Source organism: Affinibrenneria salicis (assembly GCF_008710095.1).
This window is the reverse complement of sequence record NZ_VYKJ01000001.1, coordinates 155,071-172,513: the sequence shown is the minus strand read 5'-3', so window position 1 is coordinate 172,513 and position 17,443 is coordinate 155,071. Positions and strand designations below refer to the sequence as shown.

Annotated in this window: 14 protein-coding genes; 6 read left to right on the top strand and 8 right to left on the bottom strand. The window is 59.5% G+C overall.

What is annotated here, in order from left to right; genetic code table 11:
* Nucleotides 1-41 precede the first annotated feature (41 nt).
* On the bottom strand, nucleotides 42-584 hold the full coding sequence (gene ssb1, locus FJU30_RS00725) for a single-stranded DNA-binding protein SSB1 (RefSeq protein WP_150433537.1): 543 nt from the start codon (nucleotides 582-584) through the stop codon (nucleotides 42-44).
* Between the two features lie 232 nt (nucleotides 585-816).
* Here ssb1 and uvrA point away from each other — a divergent pair, with 232 nt between their 5' ends.
* Nucleotides 817-3,669 (top strand): excinuclease ABC subunit UvrA, encoded by a 2,853-nt coding sequence (uvrA, locus tag FJU30_RS00720; protein ID WP_150433536.1) that lies wholly within the window; start codon nucleotides 817-819, stop codon nucleotides 3,667-3,669.
* A 232-nt stretch (nucleotides 3,670-3,901) separates the two neighbouring features.
* On the opposite strand, the gene FJU30_RS00715 is transcribed toward uvrA, so the two are convergent.
* From FJU30_RS00715 to FJU30_RS00705, 3 genes are all read right to left on the bottom strand, one after another.
* A complete protein-coding gene (locus FJU30_RS00715) occupies nucleotides 3,902-5,092 on the bottom strand; it encodes an amino acid aminotransferase (RefSeq protein ID WP_150433535.1) in 1,191 nt (396 codons plus the stop codon).
* A 40-nt stretch (nucleotides 5,093-5,132) separates the two neighbouring features.
* On the bottom strand, nucleotides 5,133-5,747 hold the full coding sequence (locus FJU30_RS00710) for a YitT family protein (RefSeq protein ID WP_150433534.1): 615 nt from the start codon (nucleotides 5,745-5,747) through the stop codon (nucleotides 5,133-5,135).
* A gap of 291 nt (nucleotides 5,748-6,038) precedes the next feature.
* Nucleotides 6,039-6,518, bottom strand: coding sequence for an Lrp/AsnC family transcriptional regulator (locus FJU30_RS00705; RefSeq protein WP_150433533.1), 480 nt, complete (start codon nucleotides 6,516-6,518; stop codon nucleotides 6,039-6,041).
* A gap of 516 nt (nucleotides 6,519-7,034) precedes the next feature.
* Between FJU30_RS00705 and FJU30_RS00700 the strand changes: the two genes are divergently transcribed.
* Nucleotides 7,035-8,420 (top strand): amino acid permease, encoded by a 1,386-nt coding sequence (locus tag FJU30_RS00700; RefSeq protein ID WP_150433532.1) that lies wholly within the window; start codon nucleotides 7,035-7,037, stop codon nucleotides 8,418-8,420.
* A 42-nt stretch (nucleotides 8,421-8,462) separates the two neighbouring features.
* Here the strand turns inward: FJU30_RS00700 and alr are convergent, their stop codons facing one another.
* Nucleotides 8,463-9,542, bottom strand: a complete 1,080-nt coding sequence (gene alr / locus FJU30_RS00695) for an alanine racemase (protein WP_150433531.1) — start codon at nucleotides 9,540-9,542, stop codon at nucleotides 8,463-8,465.
* Nucleotides 9,543-9,560: 18 nt separating this feature from the next.
* Entirely contained in the window at nucleotides 9,561-10,967 is a 1,407-nt protein-coding gene (gene dnaB, locus FJU30_RS00690; RefSeq protein WP_150433530.1) for a replicative DNA helicase, read from the bottom strand.
* Between the two features lie 148 nt (nucleotides 10,968-11,115).
* On the opposite strand from dnaB, the gene FJU30_RS00685 reads away from it, so the two are divergent.
* Nucleotides 11,116-12,102: a quinone oxidoreductase gene (locus FJU30_RS00685; RefSeq protein WP_150433529.1), complete on the top strand. Its 987-nt coding sequence runs from the start codon at nucleotides 11,116-11,118 to the stop codon at nucleotides 12,100-12,102.
* Nucleotides 12,103-12,388: 286 nt separating this feature from the next.
* Here the strand turns inward: FJU30_RS00685 and pspG are convergent, their stop codons facing one another.
* Nucleotides 12,389-12,607, bottom strand: a complete 219-nt coding sequence (pspG, locus tag FJU30_RS00680) for an envelope stress response protein PspG (protein WP_150433528.1) — start codon at nucleotides 12,605-12,607, stop codon at nucleotides 12,389-12,391.
* A gap of 190 nt (nucleotides 12,608-12,797) precedes the next feature.
* On the bottom strand, nucleotides 12,798-13,838 hold the full coding sequence (gene dusA, locus FJU30_RS00675; protein ID WP_150433527.1) for a tRNA dihydrouridine(20/20a) synthase DusA: 1,041 nt from the start codon (nucleotides 13,836-13,838) through the stop codon (nucleotides 12,798-12,800).
* Between the two features lie 826 nt (nucleotides 13,839-14,664).
* Between dusA and FJU30_RS00670 the strand changes: the two genes are divergently transcribed.
* Genes FJU30_RS00670 through FJU30_RS00660 form a run of 3 tightly spaced genes read left to right on the top strand, consistent with a single transcriptional unit; the run spans nucleotide 14,665 to nucleotide 17,443 of the window.
* The gene (locus FJU30_RS00670; protein ID WP_150433526.1) at nucleotides 14,665-15,696 is read left to right on the top strand and encodes an ABC transporter substrate-binding protein; all 1,032 of its coding nucleotides are present in this window, start codon (nucleotides 14,665-14,667) and stop codon (nucleotides 15,694-15,696) included.
* Nucleotides 15,693-16,685 (top strand): FecCD family ABC transporter permease, encoded by a 993-nt coding sequence (locus FJU30_RS00665; protein WP_150433525.1) that lies wholly within the window; start codon nucleotides 15,693-15,695, stop codon nucleotides 16,683-16,685. Before FJU30_RS00670 ends, FJU30_RS00665 begins: the two co-directional genes overlap by 4 nt.
* Entirely contained in the window at nucleotides 16,682-17,443 is a 762-nt protein-coding gene (locus tag FJU30_RS00660) for an ABC transporter ATP-binding protein (RefSeq protein ID WP_150433524.1), read from the top strand. The genes FJU30_RS00665 and FJU30_RS00660 overlap by 4 nt, the downstream gene beginning before the upstream one ends.

The window sequence follows — 17,443 nt, the reverse complement described above, 5'->3', positions numbered from 1 at the left end:
GCTTACAGATTAAAACTTTACAAAACGCGCTATGGTATTTTTTAGAACGGAATATCGTCGTCAAAATCCATCGGCGGTTCGTTTGATGGCGCCGGCGCGGCGGTGTTGTTCTGCGCCGGGCGAGCGGCCGGTTGGCTCTGCGGATTGCCGCTGAACTGGTTGCCGGCCTGCGGCTGCTGCGGTTGGCCCCAGCCGCCGGACTGCTGACCGCCGCCTGCCGGCGCGCCGCCGCTCTGACGACCGCCCAGCATCTGCATGGTGCCGCCGATGTTTACCACGACTTCGGTGGTGTAACGGTCCTGGCCGCTCTGATCCTGCCATTTACGCGTCTGAAGCTGGCCTTCTATATAGACCTGAGAGCCTTTGCGCAGGTATTCGCCCGCTACTTCCGCCAGCTTGCCAAACAGCACGACGCGGTGCCACTCTGTTTTTTCTTTTTGCTCGCCGGTTTGCTTGTCGCGCCAGCTTTCAGAGGTGGCCAGGGTTATGTTGGCAACAGCACCGCCGTTCGGCATATAACGGACTTCCGGGTCCTGTCCCAGATTCCCGACAAGTATTACTTTGTTAACGCCTCTGCTGGCCATGGTCATGTCTCCTGATAAGTCTTTACTGGAAGTATAAGCGGATAATCTTAACATGATACAAATTGCGCGCATACCTGCGAGATGGATTGCGAAACGGATCGGGAAGCAAACAAGTCTTGCATTGGGTACTGTATATCCATTCAGTTTTTTTTATGCCATAATCATTGGTTTGGTACCGGTTGCGCCAGTCAGGGCGCGATGCAAAGCTCAGTTTATTCCGGGAAGTGTGTGAATGGATAAGATAGAAATCCGGGGCGCTCGTACCCACAATCTTAAGAATATCAATCTGGTTATCCCGCGCGACAAACTGATTGTTGTCACCGGCTTATCCGGTTCAGGTAAATCTTCACTGGCATTTGATACCCTGTATGCGGAAGGGCAGCGGCGTTACGTCGAGTCGTTGTCTGCCTATGCGCGTCAATTTTTATCGCTGATGGAAAAGCCGGACGTTGATCATATCGAAGGATTGTCGCCGGCGATTTCCATTGAGCAGAAATCCACTTCCCATAATCCGCGCTCTACCGTGGGGACCATCACGGAAATCCACGATTATCTGCGCCTGCTGTTCGCCCGCGTGGGCGAGCCGCGCTGTCCTGAGCATAACGTTACTCTGGCGGCTCAGACGGTCAGCCAGATGGTGGATAACGTTCTGGCCCAACCGGAAGGGCGCCGACTGATGCTGCTGGCACCGGTGATTAAGGAACGCAAAGGCGAACACAGCAAAACGCTGGAAAATCTCGCCTCGCAGGGGTACATCCGCGCCCGTATCGACGGCGAGGTGTGCGACCTGTCTGATCCGCCGAAGCTGGAACTGCAGAAGAAACATACGATTGAAGTGGTGGTCGACCGCTTTAAGGTGCGCGCCGATCTGGCCCAGCGCCTGGCGGAGTCGTTCGAAACCACGCTGGAACTGTCCGGCGGCAGCGCGGTGGTGGCCGATATGGACGACGCCTCCGCGCCGGAGCTGCTGTTTTCCGCCAACTTCGCCTGCCCGATATGCGGTTACAGCATGCATGAACTCGAACCGCGCATGTTCTCCTTCAACAACCCGGCAGGCGCCTGCCCGGCCTGCGACGGTCTGGGCGTTCAGCAGTTTTTCGATCCGGATCGCGTGGTGCAGAACGCGGATATTTCGCTGGCCGGCGGCGCGATCCGCGGCTGGGATCGGCGTAATTTCTACTATTTCCAGATGCTGCGCTCGCTGGCGGAACACTATAAATTCGATGTGGAAGCGCCTTTCAGCAGCCTGAGCGCGGCGGTGCAGAAAGTCATTCTGTACGGCTCCGGCAAGGAAAATATCGAGTTTAAATACGTTAACGACCGCGGCGATACCTCGGTGCGGCGCCACCCGTTCGAAGGGGTGCTGCATAATATGGAACGGCGCTATAAAGAAACCGAATCCAGCGCGGTGCGCGAGGAGCTGGCGAAGTATATCAGCAATCGCCCCTGCGCCAGCTGCGGCGGTACGCGTTTGCGTGAGGAAGCGCGCCACGTCTATGTGGAAGAAACCACGCTGCCGCAGATTTCCGATATGAGCATCGGCCACGCGATGAGCTTTTTCCACAACATGAAGCTGAGCGGTCAGCGGGCGAAGATCGCCGAAAAAGTGTTGAAAGAGATCGGCGATCGGCTGAAATTTCTGGTTAACGTCGGGCTTAACTATCTGTCGCTGTCGCGCTCGGCGGAAACGCTGTCCGGCGGCGAAGCCCAGCGTATTCGTCTCGCCAGCCAGATCGGCGCCGGGCTGGTCGGCGTGATGTACGTGCTGGATGAGCCGTCGATCGGCCTGCACCAGCGCGATAACGAACGCCTGCTGGAAACGCTGATTCACCTGCGCAATTTGGGCAACACGGTCATCGTGGTCGAACACGATGAGGATGCCATTCGCGCCGCCGACCACGTGATTGATATCGGTCCTGGCGCCGGGGTGCACGGCGGCGAGGTGGTGGCGGAAGGCAATGTGGACCAGATCATGGCGGTGCCCGAATCGCTGACCGGCCAGTTCCTGAGCGGCCAGCGCAAGATCGCGATCCCGGCGCAGCGCGTGCCGGCCGATGCCGGCAAAGTGTTGAAGCTGACCGGGGCGAGGGGCAATAACCTGAAAGACGTTACGCTGACCATCCCGGTCGGGCTGTTTACCTGCGTGACCGGGGTGTCTGGTTCCGGCAAGTCGACGCTGATCAACGATACTCTGTTTCCGATCGCGCAGCGGCAACTGAATGGCGCGACGCTGAGCGAGCCGGCGCCGTACCGCGAGATTAGCGGGCTGGAGTATTTCGATAAGGTGATCGATATCGATCAAAGTCCGATCGGTCGTACGCCGCGCTCGAACCCGGCCACCTATACCGGCATCTTCACGCCGATTCGCGAACTGTTCGCCGGCGTGCCGGAGTCGCGCAGCCGCGGCTATAATCCCGGCCGCTTTAGCTTTAACGTGCGCGGCGGGCGCTGCGAAGCCTGCCAGGGCGACGGGGTGATTAAGGTCGAAATGCACTTTCTGCCGGATATCTACGTTCCCTGCGACCAGTGCAAAGGCAAGCGCTATAACCGTGAAACGCTGGAAGTAAAGTACAAGGGGAAAAGCATCCACGAAGTGCTGGAGATGACCATTGAAGAGGCGCGCGAGTTCTTCGATGCGATCCCGGCGCTGGCGCGTAAGCTGCAGACGCTGATCGACGTCGGCCTGTCGTATATCCGGCTCGGCCAGTCGGCCACTACCCTGTCGGGCGGCGAGGCGCAGCGCGTTAAGCTGGCGCGCGAGCTGTCGAAGCGCGGTACCGGCCAGACGCTGTATATCCTCGACGAACCGACCACCGGGCTGCACTTTGCCGATATCCAGCAGTTGCTGGCCGTGCTGCATCAGCTGCGCGATCAGGGCAACACCATTGTGGTGATTGAACACAATCTGGATGTGATCAAAACGGCGGACTGGATTGTCGATCTCGGCCCGGAAGGCGGCAGCGGCGGCGGAGAGATTCTGGTCGCCGGCACGCCGGAAACGGTCGCCGCCTGTAAACAGTCGCATACGGCGCGCTTTCTTAAACCGATGCTGGAACGGGACCTGCCGACCGCGAAGAGCGCCTGATGCGGCGGTCCGCTGCGGCAGAATAGCGTCGCGTCCACAGTTCACTGTTCACATCATCCGCGTCGCGCTGTCTTTATGAGGCGCGGCGCGTTTTCTATTCACGCGTTGCCAATGGCAGTCATCCCGGGTCGGGCAAGCTAAGCGCGGCGGCCGACGTATGGCGACGCGCCGGGCATCAAGAGAACGGGCCTGACCCTGTATAAGCGGCAAAGCCCGCGGTGTGGCGGTTTACTTACTGCACGGCGGCGATGGCGCGCGCGACCTGCTGAACGTTGCTGTGATTCAGGCCGGACAGGCACATGCGGCCGCTGGCGATCAGATAAACGCCGAATTCCTCACGCAGACGATCGACCTGCGCCGCGCTCATCCCAGTGTAGCTAAACATGCCGCGCTGCGTCAGCAGGTAGTCGAAATTGCGTTCCGGCAGCGCGTCCTTCAGCGCGGTAACCAGCGTCTGACGCATGTCCAGAATACGGGCGCGCATCTCTTCCACTTCGGAACGCCACAGCGCCAGCAGTTCTTCGTCGCCGAGCACTTTGGCCACGATCTGCGCGCCGAAGTTCGGCGGGCTGGAGTAGTTGCGGCGTACGGTCGCTTTAAGCTGACCCAGCACACGTTCCTGCTCGGCCTGGCTTTCGCAGACTACCGACAAACCGCCGACGCGTTCGCTATACAGCGAAAAGATTTTCGAAAAGGAGTTGCTGACCAGCAGCGCTAAGCCGGCCTCGGCCATGGCGCGAATCGCGTAGGCGTCTTCATCCATTCCGTCGCCGTAACCCTGATAGGCGATATCGAGGAAGGGGATAAGATCGCGCGCCAGCAGCACTTCGATCACGCGGTCCCACTGATCGCGGCTCAGATCGGAGCCGGTGGGGTTATGGCAGCACGGGTGCAGCAGTACAATGCTGTGCGCCGGCAGTTGCTGCAGCGCGGTCAGCATCGCGTCGAATTTCACACCGCGGCTTTCGGCGTCGAAGTAAGGATAAGTGTGCACTTTGAAGCCGGCGCCGCTAAAGATGGCGATGTGGTTTTCCCAGGTCGGGTCGCTGACCCAGACCCCGGAGTTCGGAAAGTAGCGTTTGAGAAAATCCGCGCCGACTTTCAGCGCGCCGGAGCCGCCGACGGTCTGAATGGTGGCGATGCGGTTAGCGGCCAGCAGCGGGTGCCGCGCCCCGAACAGCAGGCGCTGGATACCGCTGCGATATTGCTGTAGCCCTTCCATCGGCAGGTAGCTTGAGGCGCTGCTTTCCGGCTGCAGGCTGTTTTTCGCCGCGCTTACCGCCTGCAACTGGGGAATAATTCCCCGTTGGTCGTAGTACAGACCGATGCTCAGATTCACTTTGTCCGCTCTGCTGTCCTGCTTGAATTGCTCCATCAGCGACAGGATAGGATCTCCGGCATAAGCCTCAACATTTTGAAACACAGTGTAGCTCTCCCTGAGAGTTATTGGGTATCGGAAGCCATTAAACGCTATAGCGGCCAGGGCGGTGGTTCATGGCGATAATTAAATTCAGTATGGTGGCGCCCAGCACAGAGGCGACCAGCATCGGCAGGCTGACCACGAACAACGAAGCCAGCACGATCATCACATCCACCGCCATCTGGAATTTTCCTGCACGAATACCATAACGATCCTGTAAATACAGCGCCAGAACATTTACGCCGCCGAGGCTGGCTTTGTGGCGAAATAACACAATAAACCCCAGTCCCATGATGACGCTGCCGAATAGCGTGGCGTAAAACGGCTGCAAACGATCAAAATGGATAAACAGCGGGTGCAGATCGGAAAAGACCGACACCAGCGCTACGGAGCAGAATGTTTTGATGGTAAACGGCCAGCCCATTCTGCGCGCCGCCAGGTAGTAGAACGGCAGGTTCAGCAGAAAGAAGGCGAGCCCGAAGGAGATATGGGTCAGATAGTGCAGCAGGAAGGCCATCCCGGCCGTGCCGCCGGTTAACGCGCCGGACTGACGCAGCAGGACAACGCCGAAGGAGACCATCAGCGTGCCGATTAAAATCGCCAGAATGTCTTCCAGCAGCGTATGAGAAGGCCGTTCAGTGTTGATCACGTTATCCATAAGAAAGGTACCCGGTACGAAAATGGCAAAAGACCCACAGAGCCAGCAAAAATTACACCAGTGCGGCGGCTTGCCGGGCGAAGGCCTGACGGCATGGCGCCGCGTGCCGGCGTAACTCATTGAATTGTAAGTTGCCTGCCTGATGCGAAAAGCGTGCGATAATTTTATATTAATCGACGATATTGTGCGACATATTGGTTTTTAATGCGTGTATTGATTGCGTCGGGCCATCAATATGCACTTATTTAGTGCGCTCTCGCCCTAAATAAGTGCGTAGCGGGGGCGGACGGATCAGGCTTCTTCGCCGGCCGCGCCGGGAATGATCTGCCCGTTTTCTTTGAGCCGGTTTAATACCACCGCGGTCTTAATGTGGGATACGCTTTTGTGCAGCGATAAAATCTGACTGATCAGCGTGCTCAGGCTGGCTAAATCCGCCACCGCCACCTTCAGCATATAGTCGGAATCGCCGGTGGTTTTATAGGCGTCGATGATGGCATCCACCTCTGCCAGCATGCGGTGAAAGCCTTCGACATATTCGGCGGTATGGTTGATCAGCCTGACTTCAATCAGGCCCAGCATGCCCAGCCCGACGGCTTCGGGCGCCAGACGCGCGTGATAGCCCATAATCAGCTGCGCCTGTTCCAGCGCGATACGTCGTCTTGAACACTGCGAGGCGGATAAGCCAATCAGATCGCTCAATTCCTGGTTGGTCAGACGGCCGTTGGACTGCAGTAAGGTCAGAATTTTCAGATCGTAATTATCAATGTTCATAGTGGCCTGCTGTACGGAATATCCGCTCCATTTTTCGGCGCGCAGGCGATCCCCGGTTACCCGGTCCGAGCACGAGGCGGGCAACGCGCCGGACGATGTCGGACCGATGGGGGGGAGTCCGGTCGGTCGGGGAAGACGCGCCGCCCGTCTGCCTGCATCCCGAAAACCATGGAGCTCAGGAAGAATGATGCCTGTAAGACTATCAGTTTTTGCCGATATGGGGAGCGCCCGGGCAAGGTATTGTTTCTCGCGCGCGGCGGGCGAGAGGCCGCAGTGCACCGTCCTGGAGCACTGAAACTGGAATACGGGAAAAGTAATGGTTGTTTTGTGTGCTAATTATCCATTTTATGCGTCATATAATCTTTTGTGGCCACAATCTGCACGAGTTGTGAGTATGGCGCAAAAAATAATTTATTAAAAATTTCATCGCGTTAATCCGTTTTGTCGCCGGCGCATGGTCGGCTGGCCTGATAGTTGCTAAATCGCTGGCGCGATATTGACTATTAAGGAATTACGATGACGAAGCATGAAGAAAAGGGACAGTTACAGCGGGGACTAAAAAACCGCCATATCCAACTGATTGCTTTAGGGGGGGCCATTGGAACCGGGTTGTTCCTGGGGATCGCCCAGACCATTAAAATGGCCGGGCCTTCGGTGTTGCTGGGCTATGCGCTTGCGGGCGTAATCGCGTTTTTAATTATGCGCCAGCTAGGCGAGATGGTGGTGGAGGAGCCGGTGGCCGGATCGTTCAGCCATTTCGCCAATGAGTATTGGGGGAGGCTGGCCGGTTTTATGTCCGGCTGGAACTACTGGGTACTGTACGTCCTGGTCAGTATGGCGGAGTTAACCGCCGTGGGGATTTATGTTCAGTACTGGTGGCCCGGGATTCCGACCTGGCTGTCGGCCATGGTGTTTTTTGTGGTGATTAACGCCATTAACCTGACCAACGTGAAAGTGTACGGCGAGATGGAGTTCTGGTTCGCCATCATTAAAGTGGCCGCGATTCTCGGCATGATTGGGTTCGGCGGCTATCTGTTGGCGAGCGGACGCGGCGGTCCGGATGCCAGCGTGGCCAACCTGTGGCGATTCGGCGGCTTTTTCCCCAATGGTTTTAGCGGCATGGTGATGGCGATGGCCGTGATCATGTTTTCATTCGGCGGGCTGGAACTGGTCGGTATTACCGCGGCGGAAGCGGATAACCCGCAGAAAAGCATTCCCCAGGCCACCAACCAGGTTATTTACCGAATCCTGCTGTTTTATGTCGGGGCGCTGGCCGTGCTGTTGTCGCTCTATCCGTGGCAGAAAGTGGTGCAGGGCGGCAGCCCGTTTGTGCTGATTTTTCACGCGCTGGACAGCGATCTGGTCGCCACTATTCTGAATATTGTGGTGCTGTCGGCCGCGCTGTCGGTCTACAACAGCTGCGTCTACTGCAACAGCCGTATGTTGTTTGGTCTGGCCCGCCAGGGAAATGCGCCGAAGGCGCTGCTGACCGTAAACCGGCGCGGCATTCCGCTGGCGGCGCTCAGCGTGTCGGCGCTGGTCACCGCGCTGTGCGTGCTGATTAACTACCTGATGCCGGCGAAAGCGCTGGAGCTGTTGATGGCGCTGGTGGTGTCCGCGCTGGTCATCAACTGGGCGATGATCTGTATTACTCATCTGAAGTTTCGTCGCGCCAAGGCCGCCGCGCGGCAGCAGACGCGCTTTAAAAGCCTCGGCTATCCGCTGACTAACTTCGTCTGTCTGCTGTTTTTGGCCGGTATTCTGGTCATTATGGCGTTGACGCCGGGCATTCAGATTTCGGTCGTGCTGCTCCCGTTCTGGCTGCTGGCGCTGGCGCTGGGCTATATGCTGAAGAAGAAAAGCGCGCCCGTTGCGGACGCGCTTAATGCCGGGCAGCGTTAGGCCCGGCGGTCTGTTCCGCCGGCGTTGGGCGCGGGGCGGGGGTTATTCATCAACGTATTCGCGTGTCGGACGCGAGGTCAGACGGGTGATTAGCTCATAGGCGCTCACCCCGGTAGCCGCAGCGATGTCTTCTACCGGCAGCGCGTCGCCCCACAGGATGACGTCATCGCCGACGCGATCCTGCGCGTCCGGCCCCAGATCGACGGTGATCATATCCATTGAGACGCGGCCGGCCAGCGGCACGATTCGGCCGTTGATCCAGACCGGCGTGCCGTTTGGCGCGCAGCGCGGATAGCCGTCGCCATAGCCGATGGCGACGACGCCCAGCCGGGTATCGCGCGGGCTGACCCAGCTGCTGCCGTAGCCCACCGGTTCGCCGGCCTTGTGTTCGCGCACGGCGATCAGGCTGGCGGTCAGCGTCATGACGGGGCGCAGATCAAACCGGCTGGCCTTTTCGCTTTCCAGCGGCGAGACGCCGTACAGGATAATGCCGGGTCGGATTTGATCGCGGTGCGCCTGCGGCCACAGCAGAATACCGCCCGAGGCGGCGATAGACTGTAAGCCGGGCTTACCCAGAGCGAACGCATCGAAACAGGCCAGCTGATGTTCGGTGGCGTCCGCCTCGGGTTCATCCGCGCGGCAAAAATGGCTCATAATATTAACGGGTTGCACCACGGTGGGGCACTGGCACAGCCGTCGCCAGAAGGCTTCTGCGCGATCCGGACGCACGCCCAACCGGTGCATTCCGGTATCCAGTTTCATCCATACCCGCACCGGGCGCGCCAGACTGGCCTGCTCCAGCGCGACCAGTTGCTCCTCGCTATGCACGGCCGTTTCCAGTTGGTGCTCCACCAGCAGCGGCAGCTGGCTGGCGCAGAAGAAGCCTTCCAGCAGCAGAATGGGTTTGACGACTCCGCTGGCTCGCAGAGCCAGCGCCTCTTCCAGACGGGCGACGCCGTAGCCGTCGGCGTCCTGCAGTACCTGCGCGACCTCCGACATTCCGTGCCCGTAAGCGTTGGCTTTGACGATGGCGATCAGGCGGCTTTGAGGCGCCAGACGGCGTATTTGCTGCAGGTTGTGGCGCAGAGCGCGCCGGTTTACGACGGCGGTTGCCGCTTTCATTTCTACATCCTTAGCGCATTATTCTTCATCATATTGTGGTCCGGCGTAATTATCGAAACGCGACCACTGTCCGTTAAAGGTCAGCCGCACCGAACCGATCGGGCCGTTACGCTGTTTCCCCAGAATAATCTCAGCGATGCCTTTCATATCGCTGTTTTCGTGATAAACCTCATCACGATAGATAAACATAATCAGGTCGGCATCCTGTTCGATTGAACCGGATTCACGCAGGTCGGAGTTGACCGGGCGTTTGTCCGCGCGCTGTTCCAGACTACGGTTGAGCTGCGACAGCGCCACCACCGGCACTTGCAATTCTTTTGCCAGAGCTTTCAGCGAACGCGATATTTCGGCGATTTCCAGCGTGCGGTTGTCGGACAGCGCCGGTACGCGCATCAACTGCAGGTAATCGATCATGATCAGGCTCAGGCCGTCGTGCTCGCGAAATACCCGTCGGGCGCGCGAGCGCACTTCGGTCGGCGTCAGGCCGGACGAGTCATCGATGTACATGTTGCGTTTTTCCAGCAGGATCCCCATGGTGCTGGAAATGCGCGCCCAGTCCTCGTCGTCCAGCTGGCCGGTACGAATGCGAGTCTGATCCACGCGCGACAGCGACGCCAGCATACGCATCATGATCTGTTCGCCGGGCATCTCCAGACTGAAGATCAGCACCGGTTTGTCCTGCATCATCGCGGCGTTTTCACACAGGTTCATGGCGAAGGTGGTTTTCCCCATGGACGGACGGGCGGCGACGATAATTAGGTCGGACTTTTGCAGGCCGGCGGTCTTTTTATCCAGATCCTGGTAGCCGGTGGAGACGCCGGTCACCCCGTCGTGCGGTTTCTGATACAGCTGTTCGATACGCGCGACGGTATCTTCCAGAATACGGTCGATGCTTTTCGGGCCTTCATCCTTGCTGGCGCGGTTTTCGGCGATCTGAAAGACGCGCGATTCCGCCAGATCGAGCAGATCTTCGCTGCTGCGCCCCTGCGGATCGTAACCGGCGTCGGCGATTTCATTGGCCACCGAGATCATCTCGCGCACTACCGCGCGTTCGCGCACGATGTCCGCATAGGCGCTGATGTTGGCCGCGCTGGGCGTGTTTTTCGCCAGTTCGGCCAGATAGGCAAACCCGCCGGTTGTGTCCAGATCGCCCTTTTGCTCCAGCGATTCCGACAGGGTGATCAGATCGATCGGCTTGCTCATTTCCAGCAGGCGCTGCATTTCGGTGAAGATAAGCCGGTGGGCGCGGTTATAAAAATCGTTGGCCGTTACGCGTTCGGCTACGTTATCCCAGCGTTCATTATCCAGCATCAAACCACCCAGCACCGATTGTTCTGCTTCCAACGAATGAGGCGGGAGCTTGAGTCCTTCCATCTGGCGGTCACGGGGCTCTTTCGGTTTTGCGGGAGTCTTTTTTTCTGCCATGTAACGTCGTCTTTACCGGTTGATTTGCCGTAAATGAAAGGCGCATTGTATATCCGATGGCGTTGAATAACACGCGTCATAAAGATGACGGCCGCGCGCAGTACGACCTGCTGCGCCACAGCCGGGTTGTTCATGATAAGGAGCGGAGATGGCAAAACGTATTCAGTTTAGGGCGCCGGGCGATCCCTCGGTGCTGGAGTATGTCGACTTTACCCCGCGCGATCCGGCGGCGGGAGAGGTGCAGGTGCAGAACCAGGCCATCGGCATCAATTATATCGATACCTACGTGCGCAGCGGGCTCTATGCGCCGCCGTCGCTGCCGTCCGGTCTGGGGACCGAGGCCGCCGGCGTGGTGGTGAAGGTGGGGGCCGGGGTCAGCGCGCTGAAGACGGGCGATCGTGTGGTTTACGCCCAGTCTGCGCTGGGCGCCTATAGCGAGGTGCATAACGTGCCGGCGGACAAGGCGGCCATTTTGCCCGATGAGATTAGCGTTGAGCAGGCGGCAGCCTCTTTTCTTAAGGGCATGACGGTTTACTATTTGCTGCGTCAGACCCACGAAATTCAGTCCGGCGAGACCTTTCTGTTTCATGCCGCCGCCGGCGGCGTCGGGTTGATCGCCTGCCAGTGGGCGCGGGCGCTGGGCGCAAAACTAATCGGCACGGTCGGTTCGCAGGAAAAGGCCGAACGGGCGCGCCAGGCCGGCGCCTGGGCCACGATTAATTATCGCACGGAGGATATCGCGCAGCGCGTCGGCGAACTGACCGGCGGCGCTAAAGTGGCGGTGGTTTACGACTCCGTCGGCAAGGACACCTGGCTGGCGTCGCTGGACAGCCTGCGGCGGCGCGGGCTGCTGGTCAGCTTCGGCAATGCGTCCGGGCCGGTGACCGGCGTTAATCTGGCGATCCTCAATCAGAAAGGATCGCTGTATGTGACGCGTCCGTCGCTGTCCGGTTATGTGACCAATCGGGCTGAACTGGAGCAGGCCAGCGGCGCGTTGTTTTCCCTGATCGCCAGCGGCGCGATTAAGGTGGAGATCCCCGCCGGCCAGCGCTTCGCGCTGGCGGATGCGCGGGCGGCGCATCAGGCGCTGGAAGGACGCCAGACGCAGGGCTCCTGTTTGCTGATTCCGGACTAAGGGCGGCCTGGCTCTGTTCGTCGCCGCAGTAAAAAAGCCTCCCGCATGCGGGAGGCTTAGGGGGACGGCGATGATTTCATCGGACTGTGGGTAGGGTACAGTCGTGGTACTCACCGTAAACCTGCCACTGCGTGGCTATTTTGTGTTTACAGCAGTGATGAAAACATGAGGCGCCGGCAGTGACCGGCGCTGACTGAGTGCTATCCTGCCAGATCGGCGGGCCGGAAAATATCTGCTGGCGCACAGTTTTGGCAACAGGCCGCGGATGTTTGCCCTGCGCCGGCGTTTAGCGATGGCGCAGCGGCTTATTTTTCATGTTGCGCCACAGCCACACTGCCGCCACGGCCAGCAGCAGCCAGGGAAGCAGGTTGATGAGCATAACGAACATGCCGCCGATCAACATCGCCAGCGACGCCACGAACAGCGCGGCAATCACGCCCGCCAGCGAGATGCCGGTCGCCATCAACATCGCGAAGAATCCAACCACAAAACAGACTTCCAGCATGATGCGCTCCTGTCATTATCGTGCACAGTCAGACCCGTCCGGCCAGGCCGAAACGGAATAACGTTGGCAACGTTATTACAAGAAGCGTGCCACCCTGTCGGGGAATATAACTATTTGATTTAGCAGGAGGAGGCCGACAGGGCGACGGAGGGATATGGCGAACCAGACTAACTGTTGGGCAAATACACCATCAGGCTGGCCGCCGATTGACCAGCGCCAGCGCCTGTTCGAGCACGCGGACATCCGCGCCGGGTTTGTGCGCGTTTTCGCTCAGGTGGCGTCGCCACTGACGTGCGCCGGGCACGCCCTGGAACAGGCCGAGCATGTGGCGGGTGATATGGCCCAATAACGCGCCGCGCGCCAGTTCCCGCTCAATATAAGGATACATGGATTGCACGACGTCCGCCTTCTCCGGCACCACGGCCTCGGCATTGAACAGCTCGCGGTCGACCTGCGCCAGCACGCCGGGATTCTGGTAGGCTTCCCGCCCCATCATCACGCCGTCCAGCTGTCGCAGGTGCGTCCGGGCTTCCTCAAGCGTTTTCACGCCGCCGTTAATCGCGATGCGCAGCGCCGGGAAATCGCGCCTGAGCTGGTAAACGCGCGGATAGTCCAGCGGCGGAACCTCGCGGTTCTCTTTCGGACTGAGCCCCGACAGCCAGGCCTTGCGAGCGTGCACGATGAAGGTATCGCACTCGCCGCGGCCGGCGACGGTATCGATAAACGCGCACAGGAAGGCGTAACTATCCTGTTCGTCGATGCCGATGCGGGTTTTTACCGTCACCGGGATGGAAACCGCGTCGCGCATCGCTTTAACGCAGTCCGCCACCAGCGAGGCTTCCGCCATCAGGCAGGCGCCGAACCGGCCGTTCTGCACCCGATCGGACGGGCAGCCGACGTTAAGGTTAATCTCGTCATAGCCGCGCTGCTCCGCCAGACGCGCGCAGTGCGCCAGAGCGGCCGGATCGCTGCCGCCCAACTGCAGCGCCAGCGGGTGTTCTTCCGCGCTGTAGGCCAGATAATCGCCTTTGCCGTGAATAATGGCGCCGGTGGTGACCATTTCGGTGTACAGCAGCGTCTGGCGCGTCAGCAGGCGGTGGAAATAACGGCAGTGACGATCCGTCCAGTCCAGCATCGGCGCCACGGAGAAGCGGCCGCGCCAGCGGCCGGAGGTGTCTTGCGCGCTGTCGTTGCCGGGCGGGGTATTCTGTTCTGTCTGTTTCTGGCTCATAACTTACCGTTTTTACTGTTTGTCGGACGCAGTCGTTTACGCCGCCTTCCTGCAGCCCGTATTGATTCCGGGGCTAAAATTAGCCCGCCAGTATAGCGTGAACCGCGCTTTTTGGGCAGCCCGACGCGTCGTCTCGGGCAATATCGACGATTATAATAATAATCATTCACCCTGACGGATAATAAAGAGACTTCAGTCATGAGTGTTAAGAAATAATAAAGATTAGACGTGATAATATTTTATCTTAATCTGCGTTATCTTCCCGTCATTTAATGGTTTTACGTCATTGTCGCTATTTAATTCTGCTGAATGACTGTACTAATGGTTAATAAAACTATTGTGTTTGATTTCATTGTTGTGTATGTAACATATTGATATTTAATATGGTGATCGTTTTCTTTCCGGTTAGGTGGCGATGCGGCGGACTGTGCGGCCGCGGCGCGCGGCGCTCTCCGTTGCGGTGAGTCAACCGGCGGAAGAATATGAAAACTGACACCGATCAATCTTTGTTAATAATCATTAATATTTTTTTGCCTTTAAATAAAAATATCGATATATATCTGAAAATATAGCGTAATGGAGAGGCGTTTTTATTATTTATCCTCTGGATAATTCGGGTTGCTGGACAAAACGTTATCGTTTCGAACAACGCGCAGCGTAGCCAGCGCCCTGCAACCTGAGGTATGACGGGCATGGAGCATATATCCCATTGATTTCAGAGGCGTGGCGACGCGGGCGATCCTCCGGCGCCGAACCTGAAAAATGAACAGCGCAGCGCCATGGCGTCTCTGGCTTTCCGGTAACTATTTTACTTCTGGTTGTAAAAATGACGATTTCCCGACGTACATTTCTGCGCGCGCTGGCTTCCTGCTGCGCGCTGTCTTTTATCTCCGGCCCGGTACGGGCCGCATCGTCATTACTCTTTCCCTTTGGCCAGCTTCCGCCGCCTGAACGTGTCCGCCGCATTCTGAGCGCCGGCGCGCCGGCCGATCTGTTATTGCTGGCCGTCGCGCCGGAGAAGTTGCCCGGTCTCTCTTCGTTTGATCTGTCCGGCGATAACTGCGCCTGGTTTTCCTCATCGCTCTGTCATTTAACCAAACTGGGCCGCTTATCCGGGCGGGCCAGTACGCTGTCGCTGGAAAAGGTGCTGGCGCTTAATCCGGACATGATTATCGATTGCGGCAGCGCCGATGGCACCTGGCGCTCGCAGGCGAGCAGAATCGCCGAACAAACCGGCATCCCCCTGGTGCTGATTGACGGCACGCTGGCGGATTCCGCCCAACAGCTGCGTCAGGTCGGCGCGCTGCTGGGCGAGGAGCGGCGGGCGGAATCGCAGGCGCTGTTGGCCGAACGTTTTTTAGCCGACGCGGCGCTGTTCGCGGGCAGCCCGGCGGCGAATGTTCGCTTCTACGCGGCGCGCGGCGCGCGCGGTCTGGAGACCGGGCTGCGCCACTCGCTGCATACCGAGGCGGCGGAACTGCTCGGGCTGGAAAATGTGGCGCAGCAGGCCGATCGCAGCGGCCTGACTCAGGTATCGATGGAGCAACTGCTGCTTTGGCAACCGGATATCATTCTGACGCAGGATCCCGTCACCTGGCGCTACATTTGCGAGGATCCCGTCTGGCAGGGTGTCGACGCGGTGGCTAAGCGTCAGGTGCTGTTGTTCTCCGGTCTTCCCTTTGGCTGGCTGGACGCGCCGCCGGGCATTAACCGGCTGCTGGGGATGCGGCGGCTGCAGGCGCATTTCGACGCGCGGCTGCGGGCCGGCTTTAAAGACGACATGCGCGAGTTCTTCACGCTGTTCTACCACAGCGAACTCAGCGATGCGCAATACCAGCGTCTGATGGGGGACGCATGAATTCCCGGCGCGTTACGCTGCTGCTTTGTCTGGCGGCGCTGGCCTGCGTGGCGTTGGCTCTGATGAGCGGCGCTTTCTCGCTGACGCCCGCTCAGGTGTTTTATTTGCTGAGTGCGCCGGAAGGGCGGGATGTCGATCCCCGCGCCGCCATCGTGTTCTGGCAGATCCGTCTGCCGCGTATCCTGGCGGCGCTGCTGATCGGCGCCGGGCTTTCCGGCGCCGGGGCCGCCTATCAGGGTATGTTCCGCAATCCGCTGGTATCGCCGGACATTCTGGGGGTGTCGGCCGGCGCCGGGATGGGCGCCAGCATCGCCATTTGGTTTGGCCTGCCGATGCTGCTGATCCAGGCGCTGGCTTTCGCCGGCGGTTTGTCGGTGGTGGCGGGCGTGTGCGCGATCGCCCGGCTGGCGAAACGTCACGATCCGGTGCTGTCGCTGGTGTTGATCGGCATCGCGCTGGGCACGCTATGCGGCGCCGTAATTTCGCTGATTAAGATTCTGTCCGATCCCTACACCCAGTTGCCGTCGATCACCTTCTGGCTGCTGGGCAGCCTGTCCTCCACTACGCTGGCGGATCTGCGCATCGCCGCGCCGCTGCTGCTGGGCGGGATGCTGCCGCTGCTGCTGCTGCGCTGGCGGATGAATTTGCTGAGCCTGTCGGACGATGAAGCGCGCTCGATGGGGCTGAATGTCGCGCGCCTGCGGCTGGTGATCATCGTCAGCGCCACGCTGATGACCGCCAGCGCGGTCGCCATCGCCGGCATTATCGGCTGGATTGGATTAGTGGTGCCGCACATCTGCCGCCTGCTGACCGGCAACAATTATCAGCGGCTGCTACCGGCGTCGATGGGCTGCGGCGCGCTGCTGCTGTTGCTGACGGATACCCTGGCGCGCTCGGCGAGCGACATCGAGCTGCCGCTCGGCATCCTGACCGCGCTGATCGGCGCGCCGTTTTTTCTGCTGTTGCTGCTGCGCGGAGGGCGGGTATGACGCTGGTGCGTTTTAACCATGCGACCCTCGGCTATCCGCGCCGGACGGTGATCGACGGCGTGACGTTCGATCTGCGACGCGAAGAAATTTGCTGCCTGCTGGGGGCCAACGGCTGCGGTAAAACCACGTTGATTCGCACGCTGCTTGGCCTGCTGCCGCCGCTCGGCGGCGAGATTCTGCTGGCCGGCAAACCGGTCGGCGACTGGTCGCCGGCGGATCGGGCGGCCGTCATGGCCTGGGTGCCGCAGGCGCATGATGGTCCCTTCGCCTTTCAGGCGCTGGATATGGTGCTGATGGGCTGCAGCGTGCATATGAGTGTGTTTTCCTCGCCCGGCCGGCGCGAACGCGAACTGGCTCGCCATACGCTGGATACGCTCGGCATTGGTCATCTGGAGCATCGCGTCTGGGCCACCCTGAGCGGCGGGGAGCGCCAACTGGTGCTGATCGCGCGCGCGCTGGTGCAGCGGCCGCGTCTGCTGCTGCTGGATGAGCCGGCGGCGAGTCTCGATTTTGGCCACCAAATCACCCTGCTGAATACCATCCGCCAGCTAAGGGCGCGCGGCATGACCCTGCTGATGGCGACGCACCATCCGATGCATGCCCGGGCCGTCGCCGATCGGGTGGTGTTAATCGCGCCGCCGGGCACGGTGAGCCAGGGGCCGCCCGAAACCATGCTGAGTTGCGAAGCGTTAGCCGCGCTCTATCACGTACAGCCGGAAGAGATACGGCGCCATCTGGGAACAGAACAATGGACATAA

Excerpts from the sequence above, each read along its gene's own strand:
- ssb1 (WP_150433537.1), bottom strand. The coding sequence starts at position 584 with ATGGCCAGCAGAGGCGTTAACAAAGTAATACTTGTCGGGAATCTGGGA.
- uvrA (WP_150433536.1), top strand. The coding sequence starts at position 817 with ATGGATAAGATAGAAATCCGGGGCGCTCGTACCCACAATCTTAAGAAT.
- FJU30_RS00710 (WP_150433534.1), bottom strand. The coding sequence starts at position 5,747 with ATGGATAACGTGATCAACACTGAACGGCCTTCTCATACGCTGCTGGAA.
- FJU30_RS00705 (WP_150433533.1), bottom strand. The coding sequence starts at position 6,518 with ATGAACATTGATAATTACGATCTGAAAATTCTGACCTTACTGCAGTCC.
- FJU30_RS00700 (WP_150433532.1), top strand. The coding sequence starts at position 7,035 with ATGACGAAGCATGAAGAAAAGGGACAGTTACAGCGGGGACTAAAAAAC.
- alr (WP_150433531.1), bottom strand. The coding sequence starts at position 9,542 with ATGAAAGCGGCAACCGCCGTCGTAAACCGGCGCGCTCTGCGCCACAAC.
- dnaB (WP_150433530.1), bottom strand. The coding sequence starts at position 10,967 with ATGGCAGAAAAAAAGACTCCCGCAAAACCGAAAGAGCCCCGTGACCGC.
- FJU30_RS00685 (WP_150433529.1), top strand. The coding sequence starts at position 11,116 with ATGGCAAAACGTATTCAGTTTAGGGCGCCGGGCGATCCCTCGGTGCTG.
- pspG (WP_150433528.1), bottom strand. The coding sequence starts at position 12,607 with ATGCTGGAAGTCTGTTTTGTGGTTGGATTCTTCGCGATGTTGATGGCG.
- dusA (WP_150433527.1), bottom strand. The coding sequence starts at position 13,838 with ATGAGCCAGAAACAGACAGAACAGAATACCCCGCCCGGCAACGACAGC.
- FJU30_RS00670 (WP_150433526.1), top strand. The coding sequence starts at position 14,665 with ATGACGATTTCCCGACGTACATTTCTGCGCGCGCTGGCTTCCTGCTGC.
- FJU30_RS00665 (WP_150433525.1), top strand. The coding sequence starts at position 15,693 with ATGAATTCCCGGCGCGTTACGCTGCTGCTTTGTCTGGCGGCGCTGGCC.
- FJU30_RS00660 (WP_150433524.1), top strand. The coding sequence starts at position 16,682 with ATGACGCTGGTGCGTTTTAACCATGCGACCCTCGGCTATCCGCGCCGG.